Raw genomic sequence first — 21,123 nt, 5'->3', positions numbered from 1 at the left:
CTTTTTCTCTTCGGTAAGACTAACTGATCTCTTATTTTTTTATCACTTTTTTAGAAACTGACTGTCCGTTCTTTAATGTTAATTCTACTAAATAAATTCCATCTGGCAAAGCAGTCATATCAATCTGATCGTTTGAAAATAAGATATTGACTTTTTGCCCAAGTGTATTGGTCACCTGTACATTCTCGATATTGCTCCCTGCTTTTATGTAAAGAGTCCCGTTGGTGGGATTAGGATATAGGCCTGCTATACTGTTGCCCGGTTTGGTTTCTGAAATTCCTAACGAGGAAGAGGGCTTGATGCATCGTACTGATGCTCCCTGTCCCCTTGGTGCTCCTGCCGATGCATTGGCGATCGTATTACCGATATACAGATACTTGCCCCCCAGTCCGGAGGTATCGGAACTCCAGAAATATCCTCTCTGACCAACAAATGAAAAATCTCCATTTCCTGATCCTCTGGAACCGCCCGCCGGTAACTTCAAATGACTGCTGTAAGCTGTGGCCGGGTTTGAAATACCTTCTGCACTTACAATACCTGCCCATTCGGACTGGGAAGGCATTTTCCAGTCGGGACCTATTGCTTTGCAAGGATCCACGCTGGTTTCATCTTTTGCATCCATGATGTTGGTGGCATTCCATGTGTCGGTGGCCAAAAACCCTGCCCACCAGGCCGGAGATCCTGTAATAAAAGCCCCCTGTACTGTTGATAACCCGGAAGGATTGTTCGGACCTGGAGCAGCAGTAAGTGGAGAGTTCCTCAGCTGGTGTCCGTCATCCCATCTTCCCCATTGGAAAAGGTCACCGAATGAATCCTCATCCCCTACAGCTATTGCTACGTTTGCACTTCCAAGATTCTGCTGCAGCCATATTTTTCCGTCTCCTCCTCTTACTGTTGTATAGGAAACCTGCTGGCCCTGGTATGTAAAGTTTACACATCCCACATCTCCAGGATTTCCTCCCGGATCGGTATTGTTACATGGCTGATTATTTCCTAACAATGAAGAGGAAGGGCTATAATTTACTGTGTTGCCAAGAATCATATGACCAACACTATTTCCTCGTGCGGATACATTTTGTACATCATCAAGATGTTCCAATTGTTGGGCATATAAGCCACTTCCAGCGATCATAAACAGCATCAATCCAGTCTTCATTTTCCTCACTGCATAATGTAAATTTTCAAACATAGTCAACATTATTTTTATTTATTCTAAATTTAATTTAATTTTGCGCAAAAGTACTTCAACCTATTATTCCGGACTTATCATTCCTGAACTTTTGGTTATCCTGGGTGGAACTTTTGTCTAAGTAATTGTACCATAGCAGTAAAAATGTGTCGCATGAGGAATTCATCGAAAAACGGACTCGTTTTCAGATCCGAGGACATCAAAATTGTGATGCAGGAAGATTCATATTCCGGACGCTCTTCCAGGTCTCATATGATTGAGGGGAAATCCAGTTTTAATCTTCTTTTTTTACTGAGTCCCCACATTCATCTGGCGGCTCATAACTGCGAACGTCAGTTCTCATTTGAAAAAAACCAATATATACTGCATTATTCGCCTGAAGAGCAGGTTGCTGAACTGTGGACAGACAGCAAGGAAATTTTACAATATCTGCAGATTCAGATCAACTACCAATATATTTTCAACCTCATCAATCCTGAAGAGAATTTGGAAAGTGCTGATATCTTAGAAAATATGATCCATAACAATTTTATATTTCTCTATAACCAAACTCCTCCTACCATGACTGTTGAAATGCACATGATTCTAAAGGAAATCATGACCTACTCCAGGAAAGGAGTTCTTCAGAAACTGTTTGTAGAAGCCGAGATCATCAAACTCCTGATTCTTATTTTCGAACAATTTAACGAGAAAAACACCTCACATCCTACGGACAGAACCCCTGAAATCATCAGACAACTCGTGGATGAGAATTACCACAGAAATATAAGCGCCGAAGAAATCGGAAAGCAAATAGGAATCAATCAGAATACCGTACGGAAGGAGTTCAAAGCACAATATCAGACTACTATTTCCGAGTATGCCTCTGAACTGCGGATGCTGAAAGCTAAGAAAATGATCATCAATAGTGATATTATGATCAAAGAAATTGCGATAGAGTGCGGATATGAATACTTACAGAATTTTACGAGAGCTTTTAAAAAGAAATTTGGAATCTCACCGGATCAGCTGAGAAGACAGTAAATAGAAAAACCGCTTACAAAAATAAGCGGTTTATATATGTTGTTTTGCTTTGATATTACTTTTTCAGAATTCAGGTGAAAAAGCAATGACAATCAATTAATGATGTCCGTGATCGTGAATGAAAGGTCCGTTCCCTTTAGGATCGTTGTAGATTACTTCTACTCCTTCCTGCTCATAAAGGTTCTTTCTTCTGATATCTTCAGGATCGAAAGGTTTTACTTTTCCAAAGTATTCTTTCAAGCCTTCAGTTAACCACATTGGGATTACCAATCCGAAGAACATAAAAATACACCAGAACCCCACTAAGAACATAATTATGAAGAATACAGTCCAAAGGAACTGGTAGAACGGCCAAAATGCTGATAAAATCGTTATCATTCTCTTAAAGATTTTAGGCAAAAATAGGGCTTTTTTCTTTTTTACACAAAAGATACCACCCCTATTTTATAATTTATTTTAATTTTAAATTAATTAATGGGCCAGGTCTGCGAAGAAGTCGTTTCCTTTGTCATCTGTAATAATGAATGCCGGAAAGTCTTTGACCTCAATTTTTCTTACAGCCTCCATTCCCAATTCCGGGAAATCCACTATATCTACAGCTACGATATTGTCTTTGGCCAGGATCGCAGCAGGACCTCCGATAGATCCGATATAGAATCCTCCGTATTTTTTGCAGGCATCGGTAACATCCTTACTTCTGTTTCCTTTTGCCAGCATAATCATGCTTCCGCCATGACTCTGGAACTCATCTACATACACATCCATTCTTCCGGCTGTGGTAGGCCCGAAACTTCCTGAAGCCATTCCTTCCGGAGTTTTTGCAGGTCCTGCATAATAGATCGGATGATTTTTAAAATATTCCGGCATTGGTTTACCACTGTCCAGCAGTTCTTTGATCTTTGCGTGAGCAATATCTCTTGCCACAATTAGGGTTCCGTTCAATTTCAGTCTCGTTTTGATCGGATATTTCGAGAGCTCTGCCAGAATTTCAGGCATCGGTTTATTAAGATTAACTTCAATAGCCTCTTCCAGGTGTGGAGGCGTATCTGGTAAAAATCTCTTCGGATCCTGCTCCAGCTGCTCGAGGAAAATACCTTCTCTGGTAATCTTCCCTTTGATATTTCTATCTGCCGAACAAGAAACGCCCATCCCTACGGGACATGAGGCGGCGTGTCTTGGCAATCTGATCACTCTTACATCATGGGTAAGATATTTCCCTCCAAACTGAGCTCCGATCGCACTTTCCTGGCAGATTTTCTGCACTTTAGCCTCCCATTCAAGATCTCTGAATGCCTGTCCGGCTTCGTTACCTTCAGTAGGAAGATGATCATAATATTTGGCCGACGCTTTTTTCACTGCGGCAAGGTTGGCTTCTGCCGAAGTTCCCCCAATTACCAATGCTAAGTGATAGGGCGGGCAGGCAGCAGTTCCAAGGTCCGAAATCTTTTCTTTGATGAACTCTTCAAGAGATTTTTCATTCAATAAAGATTTTGTTTTTTGATATAAGAATGTTTTATTAGCAGAACCTCCTCCTTTTGTCAAAAACAGGAATTCATAATAATCTCCTTTTTTAGCGTAGATATCGATCTGTGCCGGAAGGTTTGATCCTGAGTTTTTCTCATCAAACATCGTTAAAGGCACAACCTGCGAATATCTTAAATTTCTTTTTTGATAGGTATTGTAGATTCCTTTGCTCAGGTATTCACCATCCTCCACTCCCGTGTATACATTTTCTCCTTTTTTACCCATCACTATGGCTGTTCCGGTATCCTGGCATGAAGGTAAGGCACCTTCTGCTGCCACAGCAGCATTCTGCAACAGGTTATAAGCAACAAATCTGTCATTATCTGTAGCTTCAGGATCATCAATAATTCTTTTAAGGCTTGCCAGATGGGAAGAACGCAACATAAAAGAAACATCTGCCATTGCTTCTTCGGCCAGAAGCTCCAATCCTTTTGGATCAACGGTCAGAATTTCTCTGTCACCCAGTTTCTCAACCTTTACGTAGTCTGATGTAAGTTTTTTATACACCGTATCATCTTTCTGAATCGGATACGGATCCTGATATCTAAAATCCATTCAATTTTTTTGTTTGTGCAAAAATACGGCTTACCACAAAAATCATGAGTAAAATCAGTAGTTTGAATTGATATTTATAATGATTATAAATTGTGGGTTTCCGAGTTAATGATTAATTTTATGAAAAAGTTTTTAAAAGCAACAATTTTTTAAGTTTAATGAAAAATATTTTAACCATACTTTTCTCACTTACTGTTTACAACATTAGTTTTGCCCAAAAAACATTAGATAATATTTCTAAGCTTTCAGGAACTTGGTTAGGAAAAGCCGGAGACAACCCGATTAAATTTCAAGTTGTACAAAATGGAAAAAACTCTTTTACATTTTCAATTATTAATTTTCAAAATCAAAAGTTCATTATAAAAAAATCAGATGTGATAACAAATGAAAAAAATGAAATTGTTATCCATATAAAAGAAGCAAAATTTTCCTCATTACGCTTTGAAAATTGTGTTTTTTCTACAGGAACTATTACAATTGTCAATTCTGATGAGAATCATAAGGTATTAAATTTAAAATCGGTTGGTCCCACGTGTTGGATAATGGACGATGTATCAGTAGATACTGGGGATTTGAATGATATTTTATTAACAAAAGAAAAATCAAGTAAAGTAAAATAATATGAATTACAGAATAGAAAAAGACACCATGGGGGAAGTGCAGGTACCTGCAGATAAACTTTGGGGTGCACAGACGGAGCGTTCAAGAAACAATTTTAAAATCGGACCTGAAGGTTCAATGCCGCATGAGATCATTGAAGCTTTTGCTTATCTGAAAAAGGCAGCTGCTTATACCAATGCGGATCTGGGCGTGCTGCCTGCTGAGAAAAGAGATATGATCGCCAGAGTTTGTGATGAGATCCTGGAAGGAAAGCTGAACGACCAGTTTCCTTTGGTTATCTGGCAGACAGGGTCCGGCACACAGTCCAACATGAATGTTAACGAAGTGGTTTCCAACAGGGCGCACGTGAATAATGGGGGAACTTTAGGAGAAAAGTCTGAAATTCACCCGAATGATGATGTCAATAAATCACAGTCCTCCAACGATACTTACCCAACGGCTATGCACATCGCAGCCTATAAAAAAGTAGTGGAAGTTACCATTCCGGCTGTTGAAAAATTAAAAGATACACTTGCTAAGAAATCGGCAGCATTTAAGGATGTCGTAAAAATAGGGAGAACCCACCTTATGGATGCCACTCCCCTTACTTTGGGACAGGAGTTTTCAGGCTATGTAGCACAGCTCGAATTTGGTTTACGCGCTTTAAAGAATACCTTACCTCACCTTTCCGAGCTTGCACTGGGAGGAACTGCAGTAGGAACCGGACTGAATACCCCTAACGGATATGATGTAAAAGTAGCAGAATATATTGCTTCCTTTACAAACCTTCCTTTCATCACTGCAGAAAATAAGTTTGAAGCTCTGGCGGCTCATGATGCTATTGTTGAATCTCACGGTGCATTAAAGCAGCTTGCCGTTTCTTTATTCAAGATTGCTCAGGATATCAGACTGTTGGCTTCCGGCCCACGTTCCGGGATCGGAGAAATCTATATTCCTGAAAACGAACCCGGATCATCCATTATGCCTGGAAAAGTAAATCCTACTCAAAATGAAGCACTTACAATGGTATGCGCTCAGGTTCTCGGAAACGACACCACCATTTCTTTTGCAGGAACACAGGGAAATTATGAGCTGAATGTTTTCAAACCGGTTATGGCGTATAATTTTTTACAGTCTGCCCAGCTTATTGCAGACGCCTGTATTTCATTCAATGACCATTGTGCAGTAGGTATTGAACCTAACCATGAGAGAATCAAAGAACTTGTTGACAAATCTTTAATGCTTGTCACCGCCCTTAATACGCACATCGGCTACGAGAATGCAGCCAAAATTGCCAAAACCGCTCACAAAAACGGTACAACACTGAAAGAGGAAGCCGTTAACCTCGGTTTTTTAACTGCAGAGCAGTTTGATGAATGGGTAAAGCCGGAAGATATGGTAGGAAGTCTGAAGTAAATGAACTACACCGTATAGCAAAAACCTTGGGATTTCCAAGGTTTTTTTATTTCACATGAGCTGCCTGCCCATCTATCCGGAAAATTCGTCCAGCATATTTCTGGTCGGAACAAAGAAAAGGGTTCCGGTAACCGCAGTGCTGAAATCCAGAATTCTGTCATAATTACCCGGCGGATCTCCTATAAACATATTGGTGAGCATCCTCTTTGTTGTGGTAAATGTGCTCGAATATGCAATAAAATACGTTCCGAATTCATTGGTGGAAGGATTGCCAAAAGGCATATTGTCTCTGACGATTTTCAGCTCTTCACCGTTTTCTCCTTCAATATTGGCCAGAGCAATATGGGAATTCGATGGTTTTACTTCATCGGACATTTCAATATCATTTTCCTTTGATCTGCCGATTACTTTCTCCTGATCTTCGGTAGACAAGCTTTTCCAGGCGTCCATATTGTGAAGGTATTTCTGCACGAAGAGATAGCTTCCGCCTTTATACTGGAGATCTTCATCGCCGATTTTTGCAAAATAATCCCGGTCTTCACCATGGGGATTTTCAGTTCCATCCACAAAGCCAAGAATCGACCTCGCATCCCAATATTTAAATCCGTGCACTTCTAACACACTTTCGGCCACAGCGTTCAACAGTTTTGATATTTCAATGGCCATATCAAAAATGACGCTTTTGTTATCCGCTCTTAAATGAAAGTGTAAGTCTCCAGGGGTAGATACTGCGGTATGCTTTACTCCCTTTATCTCCTCAAAATGAGCCAGCTCTTTTGGCATTGGTATCGGCAGTCCCAGTTTTTTCCACGCATCCGGGCCAATTCCCATCACACAGCTTGCCCGGCTGTCCGGGAATCTGTTGAAAACAGAATTATTAAGATTTAAAACCAGGGCACAGAGCTGTTGGAAAACATTTTTCAGTTGCGGGTCGTCATGAAGCTTCCAAACCATAAAAATGGTATTGCTGTTAGGATAGTCTGTTACATTCTGTGATTCTATCGTATTCATACGTGTTTTTTTAACGTATTAAATATCCGAAATTGAAACCTGATCTGCAAAATATTGCTCAAGTTCCTTCAATGTTTCCGGATTGGTCTGAATATCTTTTACCAAAAGACCTTTATTGACGACTACAATTCTGTTGCAAACTTCCGTGGTGTGCGAAAGGTCATGGCTGGATATCAGAAATGTTACACCTTCCTGTTTTGACAATTCTTTGATCAGGTTTTTAAGTTTAATCTGTGTAGAGGGATCAAGGTTCGCAAAAGGCTCATCAAGAATAATAATTTCGGGATTTCCAATAATAGCCCCTACAATTCCTACCTTTTTCTGATTTCCTTTTGAAAGGTCCCGGATATATTTTCCTGACTTTAGGATCTCGCCGTTGAAAAGGTCATGAAAAGGCTTTAGAAACTCATCTACAGAAGCTTTATTCTGGCCTCTCAATTCTCCAATAAAGTAAAAATATTCTTCGGGAGTAAGATAGCCGATAAGAAAAGTATCGTCTACAAAGGCTGACACTTTATTTTTCCAGACTTCGGATTCATTGACTTTGATTCCATCGATGCTTACAGAGCCTGTTGTAGCCTGAATCAAATCCAGCATCAGACTGAAAAGAGTTGTTTTTCCTGCCCCGTTATTTCCTACCAGGCCAAATGTTTCTCCGTTTTGAATTTTCAGATGTTCGATATTAAGAACACTTGCTGTTCCATAGGTTTTGGATAAATTTTGTATTGTAATCATGGCTTAATCTCTATTTTTTAAAGGCATCAATTGTGCTGTATTTTTCTTTTTTATAATGCTTTACAATGATATCGAAAATCTTCTCTCTTAGTAAAAACCCGATAACACCAATGATAGCAATACTTATCACTCCTCCTGTAATTCCTGTGAAATATTTTGCCAAAGCAAATACTCCCATGGGAAGAAGCATTTTAGGAATCAATAAAAGCATAGCGATCATATTAAAACTTCCTTTCTGTCCCAATCTTTTCTCCTTTGAATTAAGATCAATCTGTGTTTTGTTGAAAGCTCCGGACCACAGGGTAAATTGAGAGTTTACTCCGATATTGTATAACCCTGCTGCAAAAAATGTGATGTACACCTCCCAGCCAAAATAAGCATAGCAAAGGGCTATTATTATAGAAATCCCCGTTACGATATTCATCAGCCACCATTTTGCTTTTAAATATTCTTTGTATGGAACATTCAGAGTCATCATCAATGGATAATAGGAACTGTCGAAAGCCGGTACTCTTTGCCCAAAAAGGAACTGAAACCCTCCTGTTACAAAAAGCCCTACAAACATCATCATCGCCGGGGTTTTGTAGATTGAAGAGGTAAACATCAGCAATCCATAGAACAGGAACATAAAACTACCGAACAAAATTCCTTTGGTTACCTTATTACGCCTCAGCATTTTAACATCATTATTGATAAAGGTTCCAATAACGCCGTATTGATTGAGGAAAGCAATATTCTCTGTTTTCCCGATGTCTTTTTTCGTTTCGAGACCCTGATCCAGATAAAACTCCTGACGCAGATAACGGAAGCATACCCACCATAATACCACGAACAAAATGACAGGGATGAAGGCCAGGTACGGTTTTTCGTAGAAACTGAAAAAAACTGACTCAGAATAAGAAAGGACAGGAACTACTTGATAGTATCCCAAAGCTCCGATAATCACAAAACATACACCGATGACAATAGCCAGAGTTTCTTTGCCATTGAAAAAAATATTGATAAAGTTATTCAGATAGAGCAATGCAACTACTCCGATAAACCATCCCAGTATTCCCAAAATACTGTATCCGTTGAACAAAGCAACTATTGAAAATGTTATAAAGAATAAAGAACTCAGCCAGCTAAATACGGAAAGAAAGGTTTTGGCCAGCATATAATTGACCAGTGTATTCTTTCTGATATTCATGGTTAGAAATGGCTTAATATTCTGTGTAGGAATGTCCTGCCAAAGATATTTGATGATCAGGTCTATCATCCAGGCAACAATCATGAATTTTGAAATTACTTTTAACGGATCCTGATGCATTTCCTTATGTATGTAAAAAAAAGCAAGAAAGGCTCCGCCTACGAGACATCCCATGAAGTAAAGAATTCCGAAAAATCTGAGTATTTTCATGGTCAGATTAATCCCTAAAGATGTACCACGAAAGAAGCTTTTGATTTCAAGCTTAAGGAACTTTAGAAACATATTTTAGTTTTTATACATTAGTAAATATAATGTAAAATATGTTACACCTCTTTAAGGAAAGTATCTTTCTATTGTGATCCAATAAGCTCTTTGGCCTGTGCTAAGGCAGCCTCGGTAATTTTACTGCCTGAAAGCAGCTGGGCAATTTCATTCAGCTTTTCCTCATTACTCAAAGGAATAATGGTAGATTGTGTTCTGCCCGAGATATCCTGTTTCACCACTTTATAATTATCGTTTCCTTTGGCCGCTACCTGTGCAAGGTGAGAAATGACAATCAGCTGCATGTCTTCTGACATTTCGCGCATGAGATTTCCGATTTCTTCAGCTACTTTCCCTGAAACTCCTGTATCTATTTCATCCAGAATAAGCGTAGGCAGTTCGTCACTTTCCGCTATAATTTTCTTTACAGCGAGCATCACTCTGGATCTTTCTCCTCCGGAAATAGCAGTCTGGATAGGTTTTAAAGGAAACCCTGAATTGGCTTGAAATAATAGCTGGATATTCTCTTTACCAAACGCAGTAAATTCCTGAATATCTACCAGTTCAATATCTACTTTAGCTTTTTCAAGACCCAGTTTTTTCAGAAGGCTTTCCGCTTTCCTGATAAATACCGGAATATTTTTCTTCCTGTTTTTTGAGAGCTTTTCAGCAAGTGCCTGCAGTGTTTTTTCCTTTTGGGCAATACTGTCTTCGGTGTCAGCAATTTGCTCTTCCAGTTCTGAAGCTCCTTTCTGATCACCTGCCAGCTGGTTTCTGATGTCTATAAGCTCGGTAAGGTCTGAAACATTATGCTTGAGGAACAGCATATTGATCTTATTGTTCAATTCTGTAAGGTAGATCAGATTTTCAGGATTGATCTCTACTTTTTCGGCTTCGTTTTCAAGCTCTGAAATCATATCTTTCAGCTCGACAAATGAGGTTTCCAGTCTTTCGTTAAGTTCGGCGAATCCTGTGGAAACTTCTGCAATCTTCGACAGTTTATTTTTGGCTTCAGTAAAGAAAGAGAGGATTCCAATTTCCTCCTGATAGAATCTGGACAGAATCTGGCCTACATTTTCAGAAATCATCCCCGCATTTTCCTGAATAGAAAGCTGGTTCCGGATCTCTTCGTAATCTACGTCATCCAGTTTTAATTCTTCCAGCTCATTCAGTAAGAACTCTTTATAATCACTTTCTTTATTGGCATCTGAGAGCTGTGTCTTCAGTTTTTTAAGGTGGATTTTCAGGCTTTGGAAGTCTGAAAAGTTCTGTTGGTAGTCTTCAATCGTCTTTTTATTCTCAGACAGTCCATCGATGATTTTAAACTGATATTCCGATGTAAAAAGGTTGGACGTTTCAAACTGAGAATGTATATCGATCAGTTTGGAGGAAAGTTCTCTAAGAACATCCAGCGTTACCGGAACATCATTGATGAATGCTCTTGATTTTCCGGAGGGAAGAATTTCTCTTCTGATAATGGTCTGAAGTTCGTAATCCAGATCATTTTCAATAAAGAACTTCTTAAACTGATTATTCAATGAAAATTCTGTTTCAACAACACTTTTTTCCTCGGTTTTTGAAATGGATTTTACATCTGCCCTTTCGCCCAGAATAAGTCTGAGCGCTCCCAAAATAATAGACTTTCCAGCTCCGGTTTCACCTGTGATGACCTGTAAACCGTTTTTCAACGATACATCCAGGGTATCAATCAGGGCAAAGTTTTTAATGTAAATTCTCGAAAGCATGGATCACGGGTTACTTTAAGTAGTGCAAATATAAAATTTTAGAATTCAGGATTCAAGACCTGGAAAAAAAAGGCCTATGATTTCCATTTATTCCATTTACCATCAATATATTTCGGAGATAAAATGATCATCGTCTGTTTCAGATCATTAAGAACAATCCCACCATTATTCCCGGAATTGAAAATATTGAAAATCTCATCGCTTTTATTATCCATAAAAAGGTTGAAGAAAAATCCTTGCTGAAAAGAGTTTTCGTACATCTTCAACTGCATAAGGGCGTCAAAGATCACTTTTTTTGCTGCGGTCTGATCCTGATTAAAAAGATTATCCAATCCTGACCGGTAATAGGTGTACATGGAGGAACGCAACTGGGTCCAGTTGGGATTAAGAATTTCATTAATCAATATGGTGCGGCTTCTCGGTTCATTGATGGTATTCCAGCCGTCATAGTTTCTGTTTTGAGAATTCTGTGCAATCTGTTGTGCTTTGGCAAACCATTGAGATCCTCCCATAGACTGGAAACTGTCTGCATCGTAACCCAGAATGAGATAGATGTAAAAGCTGATGACATCAGTAAGGTTTTTGCCTGAAAACTGTCTCTCATTAAAAATAAGATTTTCATTTTCAATATATTCAAAACTAAACCTCTGATCCTGAAGATTGATCAGCGGAGACTCATAGAGCGTATTATATACAGGACGGACGGCCTGCACTACAATGGACCCTTTGAATCTGTTTCCGTCCCTTTCAGCAACGACAACAGAGAATCCACATTTGATCTTTTCAAAATTCTGAAGCTTTTTACCCGTCCAGCTTGTATTATTGATAAAGTCTCTGAGGCTTTTCTCCAGTGCTTTATACGCCTGCTGGTTACTTCCGCCAAGCTGCTGGGAATTGACCTGAACCGTAGCCAGAAGTTCCTGGGAAAAGCTAAAGGTATATATGAAAAACAGAAAAAATAAACTTATAATTTTTTTCATTGTCTTATTAATAATTGAGAACGGAAATTTATTAAAATTATTTTAAAAGCTGAGACTCCACAAAGTTGAGAATGTCAACGGCTACCTCGTCCTTTGATTTGAGATCAAATTCTTTCTTTTCCGTTTTGGTAAATATTTTTATTTTATTGGTATCATTTTTAAAACCTGCCCCCTCATCCCGCAATGAATTCAGGACAATCATATCCAGGTTTTTCTTTTCCAGCTTCCCTTTTGCATTTTCCTCTTCATTTTGGGTTTCCAGCGCAAAACCAACCAGAAACTGGTGCGTTTTCTTTTCGCCCATTGTTTTCAGGATATCAGGATTTTTAACAAGTTCAATCGTCAGATTTTCATCGTTCTTCTTGATCTTCTCTGCAGCGACCTCTTTGGGTGCATAATCTGCTACCGCAGCACTGGCAATACCGATGTCAATTTTCTCATAAAATTCAAAAACTTTTGCCAGCATCTCCCTGGCCGAAGTAACTTTATGGAGTTCCACATTTTTATCATGAATGGTTTGTGAGCTGGGTCCTGAGATAAGAATCACTTTTGCTCCTCTTTTTGAAGCTTCTTCAGCTAAAGAAAATCCCATTTTCCCCGAGGAATGATTTCCGATGAACCTAACGGGATCTATGGCTTCATACGTGGGCCCTGCCGTAATTAAAACGGTTTTCCCTTCAAGACTTTTTGGAATGCCCTCTCCTTCAAAATAGTTGTTAATGACTTCAAAAACAGTTCCCGGCTCTGCCATTCTTCCCTGCCCGATGAGTCCGCTCGCCAGTTCGCCGCTTTCCGCCGGAATAACCGTATGTCCAAAGCTTTCTGCTCGCTCCAGGTTTTTCTTGGTGGATGGGTGTGCATACATGTCCAAATCCATTGCAGGCGCAATAAAAACCGGGCATTTTGCCGACATATAAGTCGCAATGACCAGGTTATCACACATCCCATGAACCATTTTAGACAGGGTATTGGCGGTACAGGGAGCAATAAGCATCACATCTGCCCATAATGCCATCTCTACATGGCTGTTCCAGGTTCCGTTGTCGCCATAAAAATCTGAATACACAGGCTTTCTAGATAAGGTGGATATGCTGAGTTTAGTCACAAAATGTTCAGCATCAGGCGTCATGATTACCTGTACTTCAGCACCATTTTTTACAAAATCCCTTATGAGAAAATGAATTTTATAGGCTGCAATTCCTCCAGAAACGGCGATCAGGATCTTTTTACCGGAAACACTCATTTAGTTTAAATTTTTGAAATACTAAAATACTTATTTTTTCCCACACAATCAGGGTTTAAAACAACAAAGGTCATAAAAGAACCGAATTCTTTTATGACCTTATAGTATAAAAAGCACAGATAATTACTTTCTGTCTTCTGTTTTTCTGAAATAGATATCCTCGTTCAACCACTCTTCAATAGCGATTGATGTAGGCTTTGGAAGCTTTTCGTAATGTTTAGAGATCTCAATCTGTTCTCTGTTTTCGAAAACCTCTTCTAATGTAGAATTGTGAACGGCAAACTCATCCAATTTGTTGTGAAGTTCTGTACGGATCTCCGCATTGATTTGCTCTGCTCTCTTTCCCATGATAACAATAGCTTCATAGATTGAACCTACTTTATCTTCAATCTTATCTTTATCGTAAGTAATCGTATTTACTTCTGCTTTTGTATCTTTTACACTCATTTTGAGAAAATTATTTTTATTTTAAGATGGCAAATTTACGAATTATCTTTGAATTTTGAAAGTCGCTGCCGGAGGAGGGGTCTTAAGTGCTGCACTGTCCCTCTGTATCTGCATTGCTTTCTTTTCATTGCTGATCTGATCTTTTATTTGCTGTTCTGTTTTACTCCTTTCAGCAAGCTTTTCGATCTCTTTTTTCTGTCTTGCATTTAAAGCTGCAATTCTGGCTTCTGTTTGTTTTTTAACGACCGCAAAGTTCTGCTTTTCTTTGTCCAGTTTTGCACGAAGATCTACTGCCGTTTTGGAATATTCTGTATTCGGAAGTTCTTTTTCTACCAGTTTTGTATAGGTGATGGCACTTTCTATACGCTCTGCTTTCAATTCATAAATTGATTTTGTAGCCAGTTCGTAGCGTGACTTCATGATATAGTCATAAATTTTCGGACGAAGTTTTGTACTTGGAAAATCTTCCAGTACATTTTCCAACGCTATGTTGGCTGCTTTGTATTCTCCTATTTTGAAATACTGTCTCCCATTTTCATAGGCTTTGAATTCAAGCTTATAAGACAATTCGTCAATCAGCTGACTGATATTTTTTGATCTTTCAGAATTCGGATAGTTGTTCAGGAAGTCCTGAAGTTCGTTGATCGCCAATTCTGTACTAGACTGATCGAGGTTATAATCCATAGATCCTTCATAGTAACACAGGGCAGACATATACGCGGCCTCTTCTGCTCTAGGATCTTTTGGAAAGTTAACTGCGAAATTTTTAAACTGATGACCTGCCAGCTTATAACTCTTATCGTAATAATTGGCATACGCAGTATTGAAGCCTACATTAGGAAAATCATCTGTCCCTGCCACAAGATTGGCAAGTCTGTCATAAAGAGCTAATGCATTTTTCCACTTTTTCTTCGCGAAGTTTTCATTAGCTGCCTTCAGGATAAACTCTTTATCAGCACTCTTCATTGCTCTTTCCTGCTGGCTGACACAAGAGGCAACCACCACTACAGCAAAAAGACCTAAAATATATTTTTTCATATAAAAAATTCAACAGTTTTCGGATTACACAGCCGATTTACTAATTTGCAAAAATATAACTTTTTTGTCAATAGATTTTTTTTTATGAATATTTAACGTAATTTTAGTCTGCAGCGTATCCCAAAATAGCAAAAACACTTAGTAAAAGATTCATTCTTACTTTTTTTTCGGCTTCTTTGCTATACGCTTCTTCGTTTTTGCTCGGAACATACAGCTCATAGAAATTCTTATTCCTGATCACAAATAAAGTAGACCCGATAATCATGGTAAGGATATCTTCAGGTTTCGGAGTAAAGGTAAAAACGCCAGATGCCACACCCTTTTTAATGACTTCATCCAGTTTTTTTACAAACAGCTGGTAAAAATCCAGCAACTCATCTTTCAGGTTTTCCGTATGGCGTAATTCCTGAGTGACAAAGCCATGAAAATAGTTGTATTTGAACAGCTGTGAAACAATATATTTAATCATTTCGCGCATCTGCATTTCAGGTTTCCCTTCTTTAATGGTATCTGCAAATTCTGAAAAATTCTCCCTGGTCTTCAATACCCGGTACTGATACAGATAAGACATCATTTTTTCTTTGGAACCAAAATAATAGGAAATCATGGCGACGTTGATATTGGCTTTGGAGCAAATATCTCTTACAGAAGTTCCCTCATAGCCTTTTTTCGCGATCAGCTCTTCCGCAATATCCAGGATATGAATCTGTTTTTCGGTAAATTTTTTTTTCATGAAGTGTACTTTGAGTAAAGTTAAGAAATTTTTAACACATTTATAAACGTTTGTTTAATAATTTTACGTTAATTCCAAATAATCGTATTTTTGAAAATGGAATTTTTTGATTTTCACCATCATAAAAAATCGGTCCCGAACGGAATTTACAATTTGGATATTGAACGTATTCCACCGGATTTCCCGTATTCCATCGGCATCCATCCTCAAGATATTGATCCTAAAAATATAGAAGAGCAATTTAACTGGATGGAACAGATGATATTTCAAAACTGTTTTGCCATTGGTGAATGTGGCCTGGATTCTTTGGTGGCCGCTGATCATAAAATTCAGGAAGAAGTATTTTTACGGCAGATCATAATCGCCAACGAGGTAAAAAAACCTATTATCGTGCATTGTGTACGAAAGTTTTATGAGGTTATCTCTTTTAAAAAGAAGGCTGAACAGGCCATGGTGATCCATGGTTTCAATAAAAAAAGACAGGTTGCAGAAGATCTTCTTACCCATAATTTTTATCTGAGTTTTGGAAAAGCTGTTTTGTATAATTTATCTTTGCAGGATATTGTGAAAACGACCCCAATAGGCAAAATCTTTTTAGAAACGGACAATGAGGATTTTAAGATTGAAGAACTCTATCTGAAAGTTTCAGAATTAAAAGGAATTTCTCTGGAACAACTCAATGAACAAATTTTAGAAAATTTATATACAATAAAAAATGGATAAACACTGGCTGGAAAGAACTGAACTTTTGATAAAGGAAGATGGATTGGAAAAGCTGAACCAAGCGAATGTGCTTGTTGTAGGCCTGGGCGGAGTAGGTTCTTTTGCCGCTGAGTTCCTTGCGAGAGCAGGAATAGGAAACATGACCATTGTGGATGGTGATACCGTAGATATTACAAATATCAACAGACAGCTTCCTGCTTTACATTCCACCATTGGAAAACACAAAGTAGAAGTTGTTGCAGAAAGGCTTCTTGATATTAATCCAGCGCTTAATTTAAGCAAAATCAATGAGTTTCTAAACCCTGAAAGAATGGAGGAGGTTTTAGATTCTGCCAAATTTGATTATGTTTTGGACTGTATTGACAGTGTTACTCCAAAACTTTGTTTGATTATTGCTGCCAAAAGAAGAAGAATAAAAATTGTAAGCTCAATGGGAGCCGGCGGAAAAACCGATCCAAGCAAAGTATTGGTTAGAGATATCAGCAAAACCGAACATTGCCACCTCGCAAGACAGGTAAGAAAAAGACTCAAAAAAGTAAAAATTGACAAAGGAGTGCGTTGTGTTTTTGCCAATGACATCCAGGATGAAGAAAGCTTGAAAATGACTGACGGCACCAATTATAAAAGATCTTTTTATGGAACAATAAGCTATATGCCAGCCATTTTTGGTTTGTACACCGCTTCAGAAGTGATTAACCATTTATTAGATCAGGACTAAAATATACTTACCCCATTTCGCAGATTTACAAAACAATTCATGTATTACTTTAGGAGTTTCTGAACTGCGAAAAAAAATAAAAACCCCATATGTATACTTCGTAAATGACAAATTCTCAATATCCCCGGGCGGAAAAGCTCAAAAAAAACGCGGAAATCAGTTTGCTTTTTGACAAAGGCAAATGGAGATCCAATGGCAATCTGAGAATCATCATTTTGAAAGATAAGCCCTCCCTTTCTATAGAATCTGCGAGATTTGGAGTTTCTGTTTCTAAGAGATATTTTAAAAAAGCGGTCCACAGAAATCGTATCAAAAGACTGCTGAGAGAATGTTACCGTCTGAATAAGGAATTATTTCAGCAGGCTTTCGGAGAAAAAACAATGGCTATGTTATTTTGGGTTTCTTCTGAAATGCCACCAAAGTTTCAGGATGTGGAGGCTCAGTTTATAAAGCTTTGTGAAGCACAGAAAAAATAATTTCTCGTTAGAATAGGAGATCTGTGATGTATTTTATCTCACGGATTATGCTAACCATGCAGATTTTTTATTTTCCCACGAATCATACAAATTTATGCTGATTATTACGTAGGCATTTTTTTTCTACAGTTAGAAACTCGTATCCAGAGGTTCAAAAATCAACCATACTTTTCATTTCAGATAGTTTTTGTAATTTTAGGAAAAACAAAAAATCTGAAAATTAATATGTTAGATCATGTTCCCTACCTTTCCTACGTCCTAAGCGCATTCATTGGTATCGGTTTGGCCGCGGCTACCGGTTTCAGAGTATTTCTTCCGATGTTTATGGTAAGCCTGGCGTCATATTTTCACTGGATCCCAATGAATGAGCAGTTTGAATGGCTGGCGGGCATGCCCACGCTTATTACTACAGGAATTGCTACCATAGCTGAAATCCTGGCCTATTATATCCCTTTTATAGATCATCTGCTGGATACATTATCCATTCCTATGGCAACGGTAGCAGGTTCTATATTATTTGCCAGCCAGTTTGCAGATCTGGGTACTTTCCCGCAGTGGGCATTGGCTCTGGTTGCAGGTGGAGGTACTGCAGCAACAATAAGTTCCGGATTCGCCGGAATACGGGCTGCGTCTACAGCAACAACCGGTGGGTTGGGAAATTCTGTGGTAGGCTCTACCGAAACAGCTGGTGCAGGCATTATGTCTGTTCTGGCGATGGCAGCACCGATCATTGCCGCTATTCTGGCAATTATCTTAGTATTTGTAGTGGTTATCTACGGACGGAAAGCCTGGAAAAAATTGCGGGGCAGCAAAAATGTCCCCTAAAATTGATAAAAAAAGGTACAGCGTCATAAAGCTGTACCTTTTTTTAGTTTTTACTTCTGAAATCTTTTATTTCCTGAATTCTGGATTCAAAGTATTCTTTCTTTTCAGGATTTTTCCTACTCAGTATTTCAAATGCCTTAATGGCTTTAGTATAGAGTTTCTGTTCGAAATAAAGATTGGCCAGCGTCTCGGTCATCAGGTGTGAAATGTCGTCATTCTTTTCTTTCACGACATAGGAACTTTCTTCCTTCAGTTGACTGATTCTTGGATTTTTTTCGATAAAGGTTTCAATTGCCTTTTCTTTAATTTCGGATTTTTCCTTTTCAACTTCTTCTGTCCTGTCGATTTTAAGCCAGCTTTGCCAGGTATTGATAAAGCCTGGGACGTTACTGTCCGCCGGGGATTGCGTATTCTTCATGGTGACCTCCTGTACTGTTTCTATATCTACAGGTTCTTCTTTACTCTCTTTCTGCTTTTCTTCAACCTTCAGGGTTGAAATATCTGAACCAAAGAATGAAACATTCATTACCGGAACTTCTTCGTCTTTTGTTGTTGCAGGCTCAGAGGCGGATGTATGCTCATCTGGATTTTGCTCCGGTTGGTCTTCTTCCATTTCATTATGTTCAACTTCAGCAACTGCAATATTGTTTGGAGATTCTTCTACATGAGCATTTTCAGGTCCGTCAGCAGGTTCTGAATTATTCATTTCGGAGTCCTTTTTTTCCGGAGCCACAAGGCTTTCCTTCTGTACGGGAACCTTCGTTTCAGATACAGGAGTTTGAGATGATTTGCTGATGAGAGAATCCGGTTTATGAGATTCAACACTCATGGGCTTCCAGGCTCCCTGTTCTTCAGGAGCTTTTTCTTCCACTACCTCTTCGCTGATCTCTTCTTTTGTTGCTTCTTCATTTACAGGATCATCTATCTGTATTTCCTTTTCCTGTATTGCTTCTTCTTTTACATTTCCGGGCTCAGATTCCTGACCGGTAGACCAGAAATGGAAGTTTTGGGTCTCTGCAAAACTAATTTTATGATCATCAATGACCTCCGGTTCTTCTTTTTCTTCTTGCGGAGCCCCTTTAGCCTTCATTTTTTTCTCAACCTCCTCAATAAGACGTCTCATTTCTTCTTCATGCTTATTTACATGAGGTTGGGAAATTTCTGCTTCCTGGGTAAGGTCTTCACTATTCGCCTGAATCTTTATTTCCGGTAAAAACGCTTCCATTCCATGGAAACTTACTTCTGCATCGGAATGTTCAGCGGCATGTTCTTCAGCAGACTCAGAAACTTGATTTTCAACAGATTTTGCAGGATCATCCGGCGTTTCACCTACGTTCTCTTCTACTTCTATATTAACTTCCGGCAGGAAAGGTTCTGTTTCCTGGAAACTTATATTTTCTTCGTCAGTAATTTTTTCCTCTTGTTCTTCTGAAGAGATTTGCTCTTCATCAATAACAGTTTCAGGAGTAAAATTCTCTCCTGTATTTTCATTTTCTTCAGAATATACCGGTTCTGTATCTTCCTGAGCAGGTTGTATTGCAGGTTCAGACTTTTGGACAACCAGGGTCCCTGACTCCATTGTAGATTCCAGGTCGATGGTTTCAGCATTGTGTTCTTCAAGGAAATTTTCTTCCCCTTCAAAGAGGATTCTGTTCCTTTCGCCATTCACGTAAATAGGAGTACTATCCTGAGATGGGAGCAAAGAACAGCTTTCCGGCATGTCTTCGTTAGTTTTTTCAGAAGGAGATAGTTGTCCTTCCTCTCTTCTGATTGGGAACCCTTTTCCTTTATATGGATGGAGAATTGTTTTTTCCGCAGCTTTTGCCGGCGTTTCTTTATTCTCAGCAATCACAGGCTTTGTTTCCTGTCTGATCTTTCCGTTAATCAGCTGGTAAAGAATCTTTTTATCAGTAGTATAAGCTGCAGTCGTAGAAAGCTCTTTCTGATAATTCTCTTTCTGATACAGGTGTACCCCATACAGATGAAGTGCCCTTATATTCTGGATATAAGGAAAAGTCTGAATCTCTTCCTGTAAAAGACTGAGGTCTTCTACCTTAATATTCTTCGGATCTTTTATTAATTCTAAAACTCTTGGATTCATCTTACCAATTCGCTACAATATCGTTAAATATCTTATTAATAATTCTCTCGGTTACAATTTTCACTTGTGAGCTTTCGATGTCACTTTGTGATAGGTTGCTGTTAAAAGCAGCTTCGTCACTATAGGTCCTGTCAAAACTTGAATCCGGATGTATCTTATTTTCATAATGTACCTTCACAGTAATGGTAAGTTTGTTCTGGGCCTGCTGTATCACACCTCCTGATGGGTTAGTCTGTGTATTGGAGCTGATTGTAGTAGGAGTAATGCTGTAATCTGTGATTTCTCCTTCTATCAGAATATCAGGATTTTCTTTAGTTCCCTTCAGTGTAGTTCTTTGTAGAAATCTGTTCTGTATGTCTGTTGAAAACTGCTGCGACAGGGCAGGGTTTACCAGAGCAGCATTGTTTGGGAACTCATTAATCTGAACCGTTTTTTCATCGGTAAGTGATGATCCGGTAAAGCTGTAGCACGAGTGTAATACTCCCAGCAGGATAAAAAGCACTCCTACCCATAATGGCTGTTTCAGACTAATATTTTTGATCTTACAATTCATTTTTTATGTATTTCATAGGATTACATCCCCACATCTTC

General features: G+C 38.7%; 21 protein-coding genes. 7 read left to right on the top strand and 14 right to left on the bottom strand.

The genetic code is table 11. The features are described from left to right. Positions 1 to 31 precede the first annotated feature (31 nt). Complete coding sequence (locus DRF67_RS07645; protein WP_165851760.1) at positions 32 to 1,189, bottom strand: T9SS type A sorting domain-containing protein; 1,158 nt, start codon at positions 1,187 to 1,189, stop codon at positions 32 to 34. A 153-nt stretch (positions 1,190 to 1,342) separates the two neighbouring features. Here DRF67_RS07645 and DRF67_RS07640 point away from each other — a divergent pair, with 153 nt between their 5' ends. Further along, positions 1,343 to 2,212 carry a helix-turn-helix transcriptional regulator gene (locus DRF67_RS07640; RefSeq protein WP_165851759.1) on the top strand — a complete coding sequence of 290 codons (870 nt, stop codon included), beginning with the start codon at positions 1,343 to 1,345 and terminating at the stop codon, positions 2,210 to 2,212. 96 nt (positions 2,213 to 2,308) lie between these two features. On the opposite strand, the gene DRF67_RS07635 is transcribed toward DRF67_RS07640, so the two are convergent. Both DRF67_RS07635 and DRF67_RS07630 read right to left on the bottom strand, forming a co-directional pair. Next, positions 2,309 to 2,590, bottom strand: a complete 282-nt coding sequence (locus tag DRF67_RS07635) for a hypothetical protein (protein WP_185142078.1) — start codon at positions 2,588 to 2,590, stop codon at positions 2,309 to 2,311. Positions 2,591 to 2,683: 93 nt separating this feature from the next. Then, positions 2,684 to 4,291: a fumarate hydratase gene (locus DRF67_RS07630; RefSeq protein WP_115927706.1), complete on the bottom strand. Its 1,608-nt coding sequence runs from the start codon at positions 4,289 to 4,291 to the stop codon at positions 2,684 to 2,686. A gap of 158 nt (positions 4,292 to 4,449) precedes the next feature. Between DRF67_RS07630 and DRF67_RS07625 the strand changes: the two genes are divergently transcribed. Together DRF67_RS07625 and fumC are read left to right on the top strand one after the other, a co-directional pair. Then, on the top strand, positions 4,450 to 4,911 hold the full coding sequence (locus DRF67_RS07625; protein WP_115927705.1) for a hypothetical protein: 462 nt from the start codon (positions 4,450 to 4,452) through the stop codon (positions 4,909 to 4,911). Position 4,912: 1 nt separating this feature from the next. Continuing rightward, positions 4,913 to 6,307 carry a class II fumarate hydratase gene (fumC, locus tag DRF67_RS07620; protein WP_115927704.1) on the top strand — a complete coding sequence of 465 codons (1,395 nt, stop codon included), beginning with the start codon at positions 4,913 to 4,915 and terminating at the stop codon, positions 6,305 to 6,307. Positions 6,308 to 6,379: 72 nt separating this feature from the next. Here the strand turns inward: fumC and DRF67_RS07615 are convergent, their stop codons facing one another. The 9 genes from DRF67_RS07615 to DRF67_RS07575 all read right to left on the bottom strand — a co-directional run bounded on the left by DRF67_RS07615 (position 6,380) and on the right by DRF67_RS07575 (position 15,689). Beyond that, on the bottom strand, positions 6,380 to 7,318 hold the full coding sequence (locus DRF67_RS07615) for a Dyp-type peroxidase (RefSeq protein WP_115927703.1): 939 nt from the start codon (positions 7,316 to 7,318) through the stop codon (positions 6,380 to 6,382). A gap of 18 nt (positions 7,319 to 7,336) precedes the next feature. Then, positions 7,337 to 8,053, bottom strand: a complete 717-nt coding sequence (locus tag DRF67_RS07610) for an ABC transporter ATP-binding protein (protein WP_115927702.1) — start codon at positions 8,051 to 8,053, stop codon at positions 7,337 to 7,339. Between the two features lie 10 nt (positions 8,054 to 8,063). Continuing rightward, a complete protein-coding gene (locus DRF67_RS07605) occupies positions 8,064 to 9,524 on the bottom strand; it encodes a DUF5687 family protein (protein WP_115927701.1) in 1,461 nt (486 codons plus the stop codon). A 68-nt stretch (positions 9,525 to 9,592) separates the two neighbouring features. Further along, entirely contained in the window at positions 9,593 to 11,248 is a 1,656-nt protein-coding gene (locus tag DRF67_RS07600; RefSeq protein ID WP_115927700.1) for a DNA repair protein RecN, read from the bottom strand. A gap of 74 nt (positions 11,249 to 11,322) precedes the next feature. Then, positions 11,323 to 12,228, bottom strand: a complete 906-nt coding sequence (gene porD / locus DRF67_RS07595; RefSeq protein WP_115927699.1) for a type IX secretion system protein PorD — start codon at positions 12,226 to 12,228, stop codon at positions 11,323 to 11,325. A gap of 37 nt (positions 12,229 to 12,265) precedes the next feature. After that, positions 12,266 to 13,471 (bottom strand): bifunctional phosphopantothenoylcysteine decarboxylase/phosphopantothenate--cysteine ligase CoaBC, encoded by a 1,206-nt coding sequence (coaBC, locus tag DRF67_RS07590; RefSeq protein WP_115927698.1) that lies wholly within the window; start codon positions 13,469 to 13,471, stop codon positions 12,266 to 12,268. 123 nt (positions 13,472 to 13,594) lie between these two features. Then, on the bottom strand, positions 13,595 to 13,918 hold the full coding sequence (locus DRF67_RS07585) for a DNA-directed RNA polymerase subunit omega (RefSeq protein WP_027372958.1): 324 nt from the start codon (positions 13,916 to 13,918) through the stop codon (positions 13,595 to 13,597). Positions 13,919 to 13,960: 42 nt separating this feature from the next. Then, positions 13,961 to 14,956 (bottom strand): outer membrane protein assembly factor BamD, encoded by a 996-nt coding sequence (locus DRF67_RS07580; protein ID WP_115927697.1) that lies wholly within the window; start codon positions 14,954 to 14,956, stop codon positions 13,961 to 13,963. Positions 14,957 to 15,059: 103 nt separating this feature from the next. After that, complete coding sequence (locus DRF67_RS07575) at positions 15,060 to 15,689, bottom strand: TetR/AcrR family transcriptional regulator (RefSeq protein WP_076357089.1); 630 nt, start codon at positions 15,687 to 15,689, stop codon at positions 15,060 to 15,062. A 96-nt stretch (positions 15,690 to 15,785) separates the two neighbouring features. Here DRF67_RS07575 and DRF67_RS07570 point away from each other — a divergent pair, with 96 nt between their 5' ends. The 4 genes from DRF67_RS07570 (at position 15,786) to DRF67_RS07555 (ending at position 18,431) form a co-directional block, all read left to right on the top strand. Further along, on the top strand, positions 15,786 to 16,412 hold the full coding sequence (locus tag DRF67_RS07570) for a TatD family hydrolase (RefSeq protein ID WP_115927696.1): 627 nt from the start codon (positions 15,786 to 15,788) through the stop codon (positions 16,410 to 16,412). Further along, positions 16,405 to 17,130 (top strand): tRNA threonylcarbamoyladenosine dehydratase, encoded by a 726-nt coding sequence (locus DRF67_RS07565; protein WP_115927695.1) that lies wholly within the window; start codon positions 16,405 to 16,407, stop codon positions 17,128 to 17,130. Before DRF67_RS07570 ends, DRF67_RS07565 begins: the two co-directional genes overlap by 8 nt. Positions 17,131 to 17,234: 104 nt before the next feature. After that, positions 17,235 to 17,606: a ribonuclease P protein component gene (gene rnpA / locus DRF67_RS07560; protein ID WP_115927694.1), complete on the top strand. Its 372-nt coding sequence runs from the start codon at positions 17,235 to 17,237 to the stop codon at positions 17,604 to 17,606. A 225-nt stretch (positions 17,607 to 17,831) separates the two neighbouring features. After that, positions 17,832 to 18,431, top strand: coding sequence for a DUF4126 domain-containing protein (locus tag DRF67_RS07555; RefSeq protein ID WP_115927693.1), 600 nt, complete (start codon positions 17,832 to 17,834; stop codon positions 18,429 to 18,431). Positions 18,432 to 18,474: 43 nt separating this feature from the next. Here DRF67_RS07555 and DRF67_RS07550 read toward each other — a convergent pair whose 3' ends face one another. Both DRF67_RS07550 and DRF67_RS07545 read right to left on the bottom strand, forming a co-directional pair. Next, positions 18,475 to 20,532, bottom strand: coding sequence for a hypothetical protein (locus DRF67_RS07550; protein ID WP_115927692.1), 2,058 nt, complete (start codon positions 20,530 to 20,532; stop codon positions 18,475 to 18,477). 1 nt (position 20,533) lies between these two features. Next, on the bottom strand, positions 20,534 to 21,085 hold the full coding sequence (locus tag DRF67_RS07545) for an LptE family protein (RefSeq protein WP_115927691.1): 552 nt from the start codon (positions 21,083 to 21,085) through the stop codon (positions 20,534 to 20,536). Between the last annotated feature and the right edge of the window lie 38 nt (positions 21,086 to 21,123).

This window comes from Chryseobacterium pennipullorum, assembly GCF_003384725.1.
In the GTDB taxonomy this organism is placed as follows: domain Bacteria; phylum Bacteroidota; class Bacteroidia; order Flavobacteriales; family Weeksellaceae; genus Chryseobacterium; species Chryseobacterium pennipullorum.
This window is presented reverse-complemented; position numbering and strand designations above follow the sequence as displayed.

Excerpts from the sequence above, each read along its gene's own strand:
- DRF67_RS07645 (WP_165851760.1), bottom strand. The coding sequence starts at position 1,189 with ATGTTTGAAAATTTACATTATGCAGTGAGGAAAATGAAGACTGGATTG.
- DRF67_RS07640 (WP_165851759.1), top strand. The coding sequence starts at position 1,343 with ATGAGGAATTCATCGAAAAACGGACTCGTTTTCAGATCCGAGGACATC.
- DRF67_RS07635 (WP_185142078.1), bottom strand. The coding sequence starts at position 2,590 with ATGATAACGATTTTATCAGCATTTTGGCCGTTCTACCAGTTCCTTTGG.
- DRF67_RS07630 (WP_115927706.1), bottom strand. The coding sequence starts at position 4,291 with ATGGATTTTAGATATCAGGATCCGTATCCGATTCAGAAAGATGATACG.
- DRF67_RS07625 (WP_115927705.1), top strand. The coding sequence starts at position 4,450 with ATGAAAAATATTTTAACCATACTTTTCTCACTTACTGTTTACAACATT.
- fumC (WP_115927704.1), top strand. The coding sequence starts at position 4,913 with ATGAATTACAGAATAGAAAAAGACACCATGGGGGAAGTGCAGGTACCT.
- DRF67_RS07615 (WP_115927703.1), bottom strand. The coding sequence starts at position 7,318 with ATGAATACGATAGAATCACAGAATGTAACAGACTATCCTAACAGCAAT.
- DRF67_RS07610 (WP_115927702.1), bottom strand. The coding sequence starts at position 8,053 with ATGATTACAATACAAAATTTATCCAAAACCTATGGAACAGCAAGTGTT.
- DRF67_RS07605 (WP_115927701.1), bottom strand. The coding sequence starts at position 9,524 with ATGTTTCTAAAGTTCCTTAAGCTTGAAATCAAAAGCTTCTTTCGTGGT.
- DRF67_RS07600 (WP_115927700.1), bottom strand. The coding sequence starts at position 11,248 with ATGCTTTCGAGAATTTACATTAAAAACTTTGCCCTGATTGATACCCTG.
- porD (WP_115927699.1), bottom strand. The coding sequence starts at position 12,228 with ATGAAAAAAATTATAAGTTTATTTTTTCTGTTTTTCATATATACCTTT.
- coaBC (WP_115927698.1), bottom strand. The coding sequence starts at position 13,471 with ATGAGTGTTTCCGGTAAAAAGATCCTGATCGCCGTTTCTGGAGGAATT.
- DRF67_RS07585 (WP_027372958.1), bottom strand. The coding sequence starts at position 13,918 with ATGAGTGTAAAAGATACAAAAGCAGAAGTAAATACGATTACTTACGAT.
- DRF67_RS07580 (WP_115927697.1), bottom strand. The coding sequence starts at position 14,956 with ATGAAAAAATATATTTTAGGTCTTTTTGCTGTAGTGGTGGTTGCCTCT.
- DRF67_RS07575 (WP_076357089.1), bottom strand. The coding sequence starts at position 15,689 with ATGAAAAAAAAATTTACCGAAAAACAGATTCATATCCTGGATATTGCG.
- DRF67_RS07570 (WP_115927696.1), top strand. The coding sequence starts at position 15,786 with ATGGAATTTTTTGATTTTCACCATCATAAAAAATCGGTCCCGAACGGA.
- DRF67_RS07565 (WP_115927695.1), top strand. The coding sequence starts at position 16,405 with ATGGATAAACACTGGCTGGAAAGAACTGAACTTTTGATAAAGGAAGAT.
- rnpA (WP_115927694.1), top strand. The coding sequence starts at position 17,235 with ATGACAAATTCTCAATATCCCCGGGCGGAAAAGCTCAAAAAAAACGCG.
- DRF67_RS07555 (WP_115927693.1), top strand. The coding sequence starts at position 17,832 with ATGTTAGATCATGTTCCCTACCTTTCCTACGTCCTAAGCGCATTCATT.
- DRF67_RS07550 (WP_115927692.1), bottom strand. The coding sequence starts at position 20,532 with ATGAATCCAAGAGTTTTAGAATTAATAAAAGATCCGAAGAATATTAAG.
- DRF67_RS07545 (WP_115927691.1), bottom strand. The coding sequence starts at position 21,085 with ATGAATTGTAAGATCAAAAATATTAGTCTGAAACAGCCATTATGGGTA.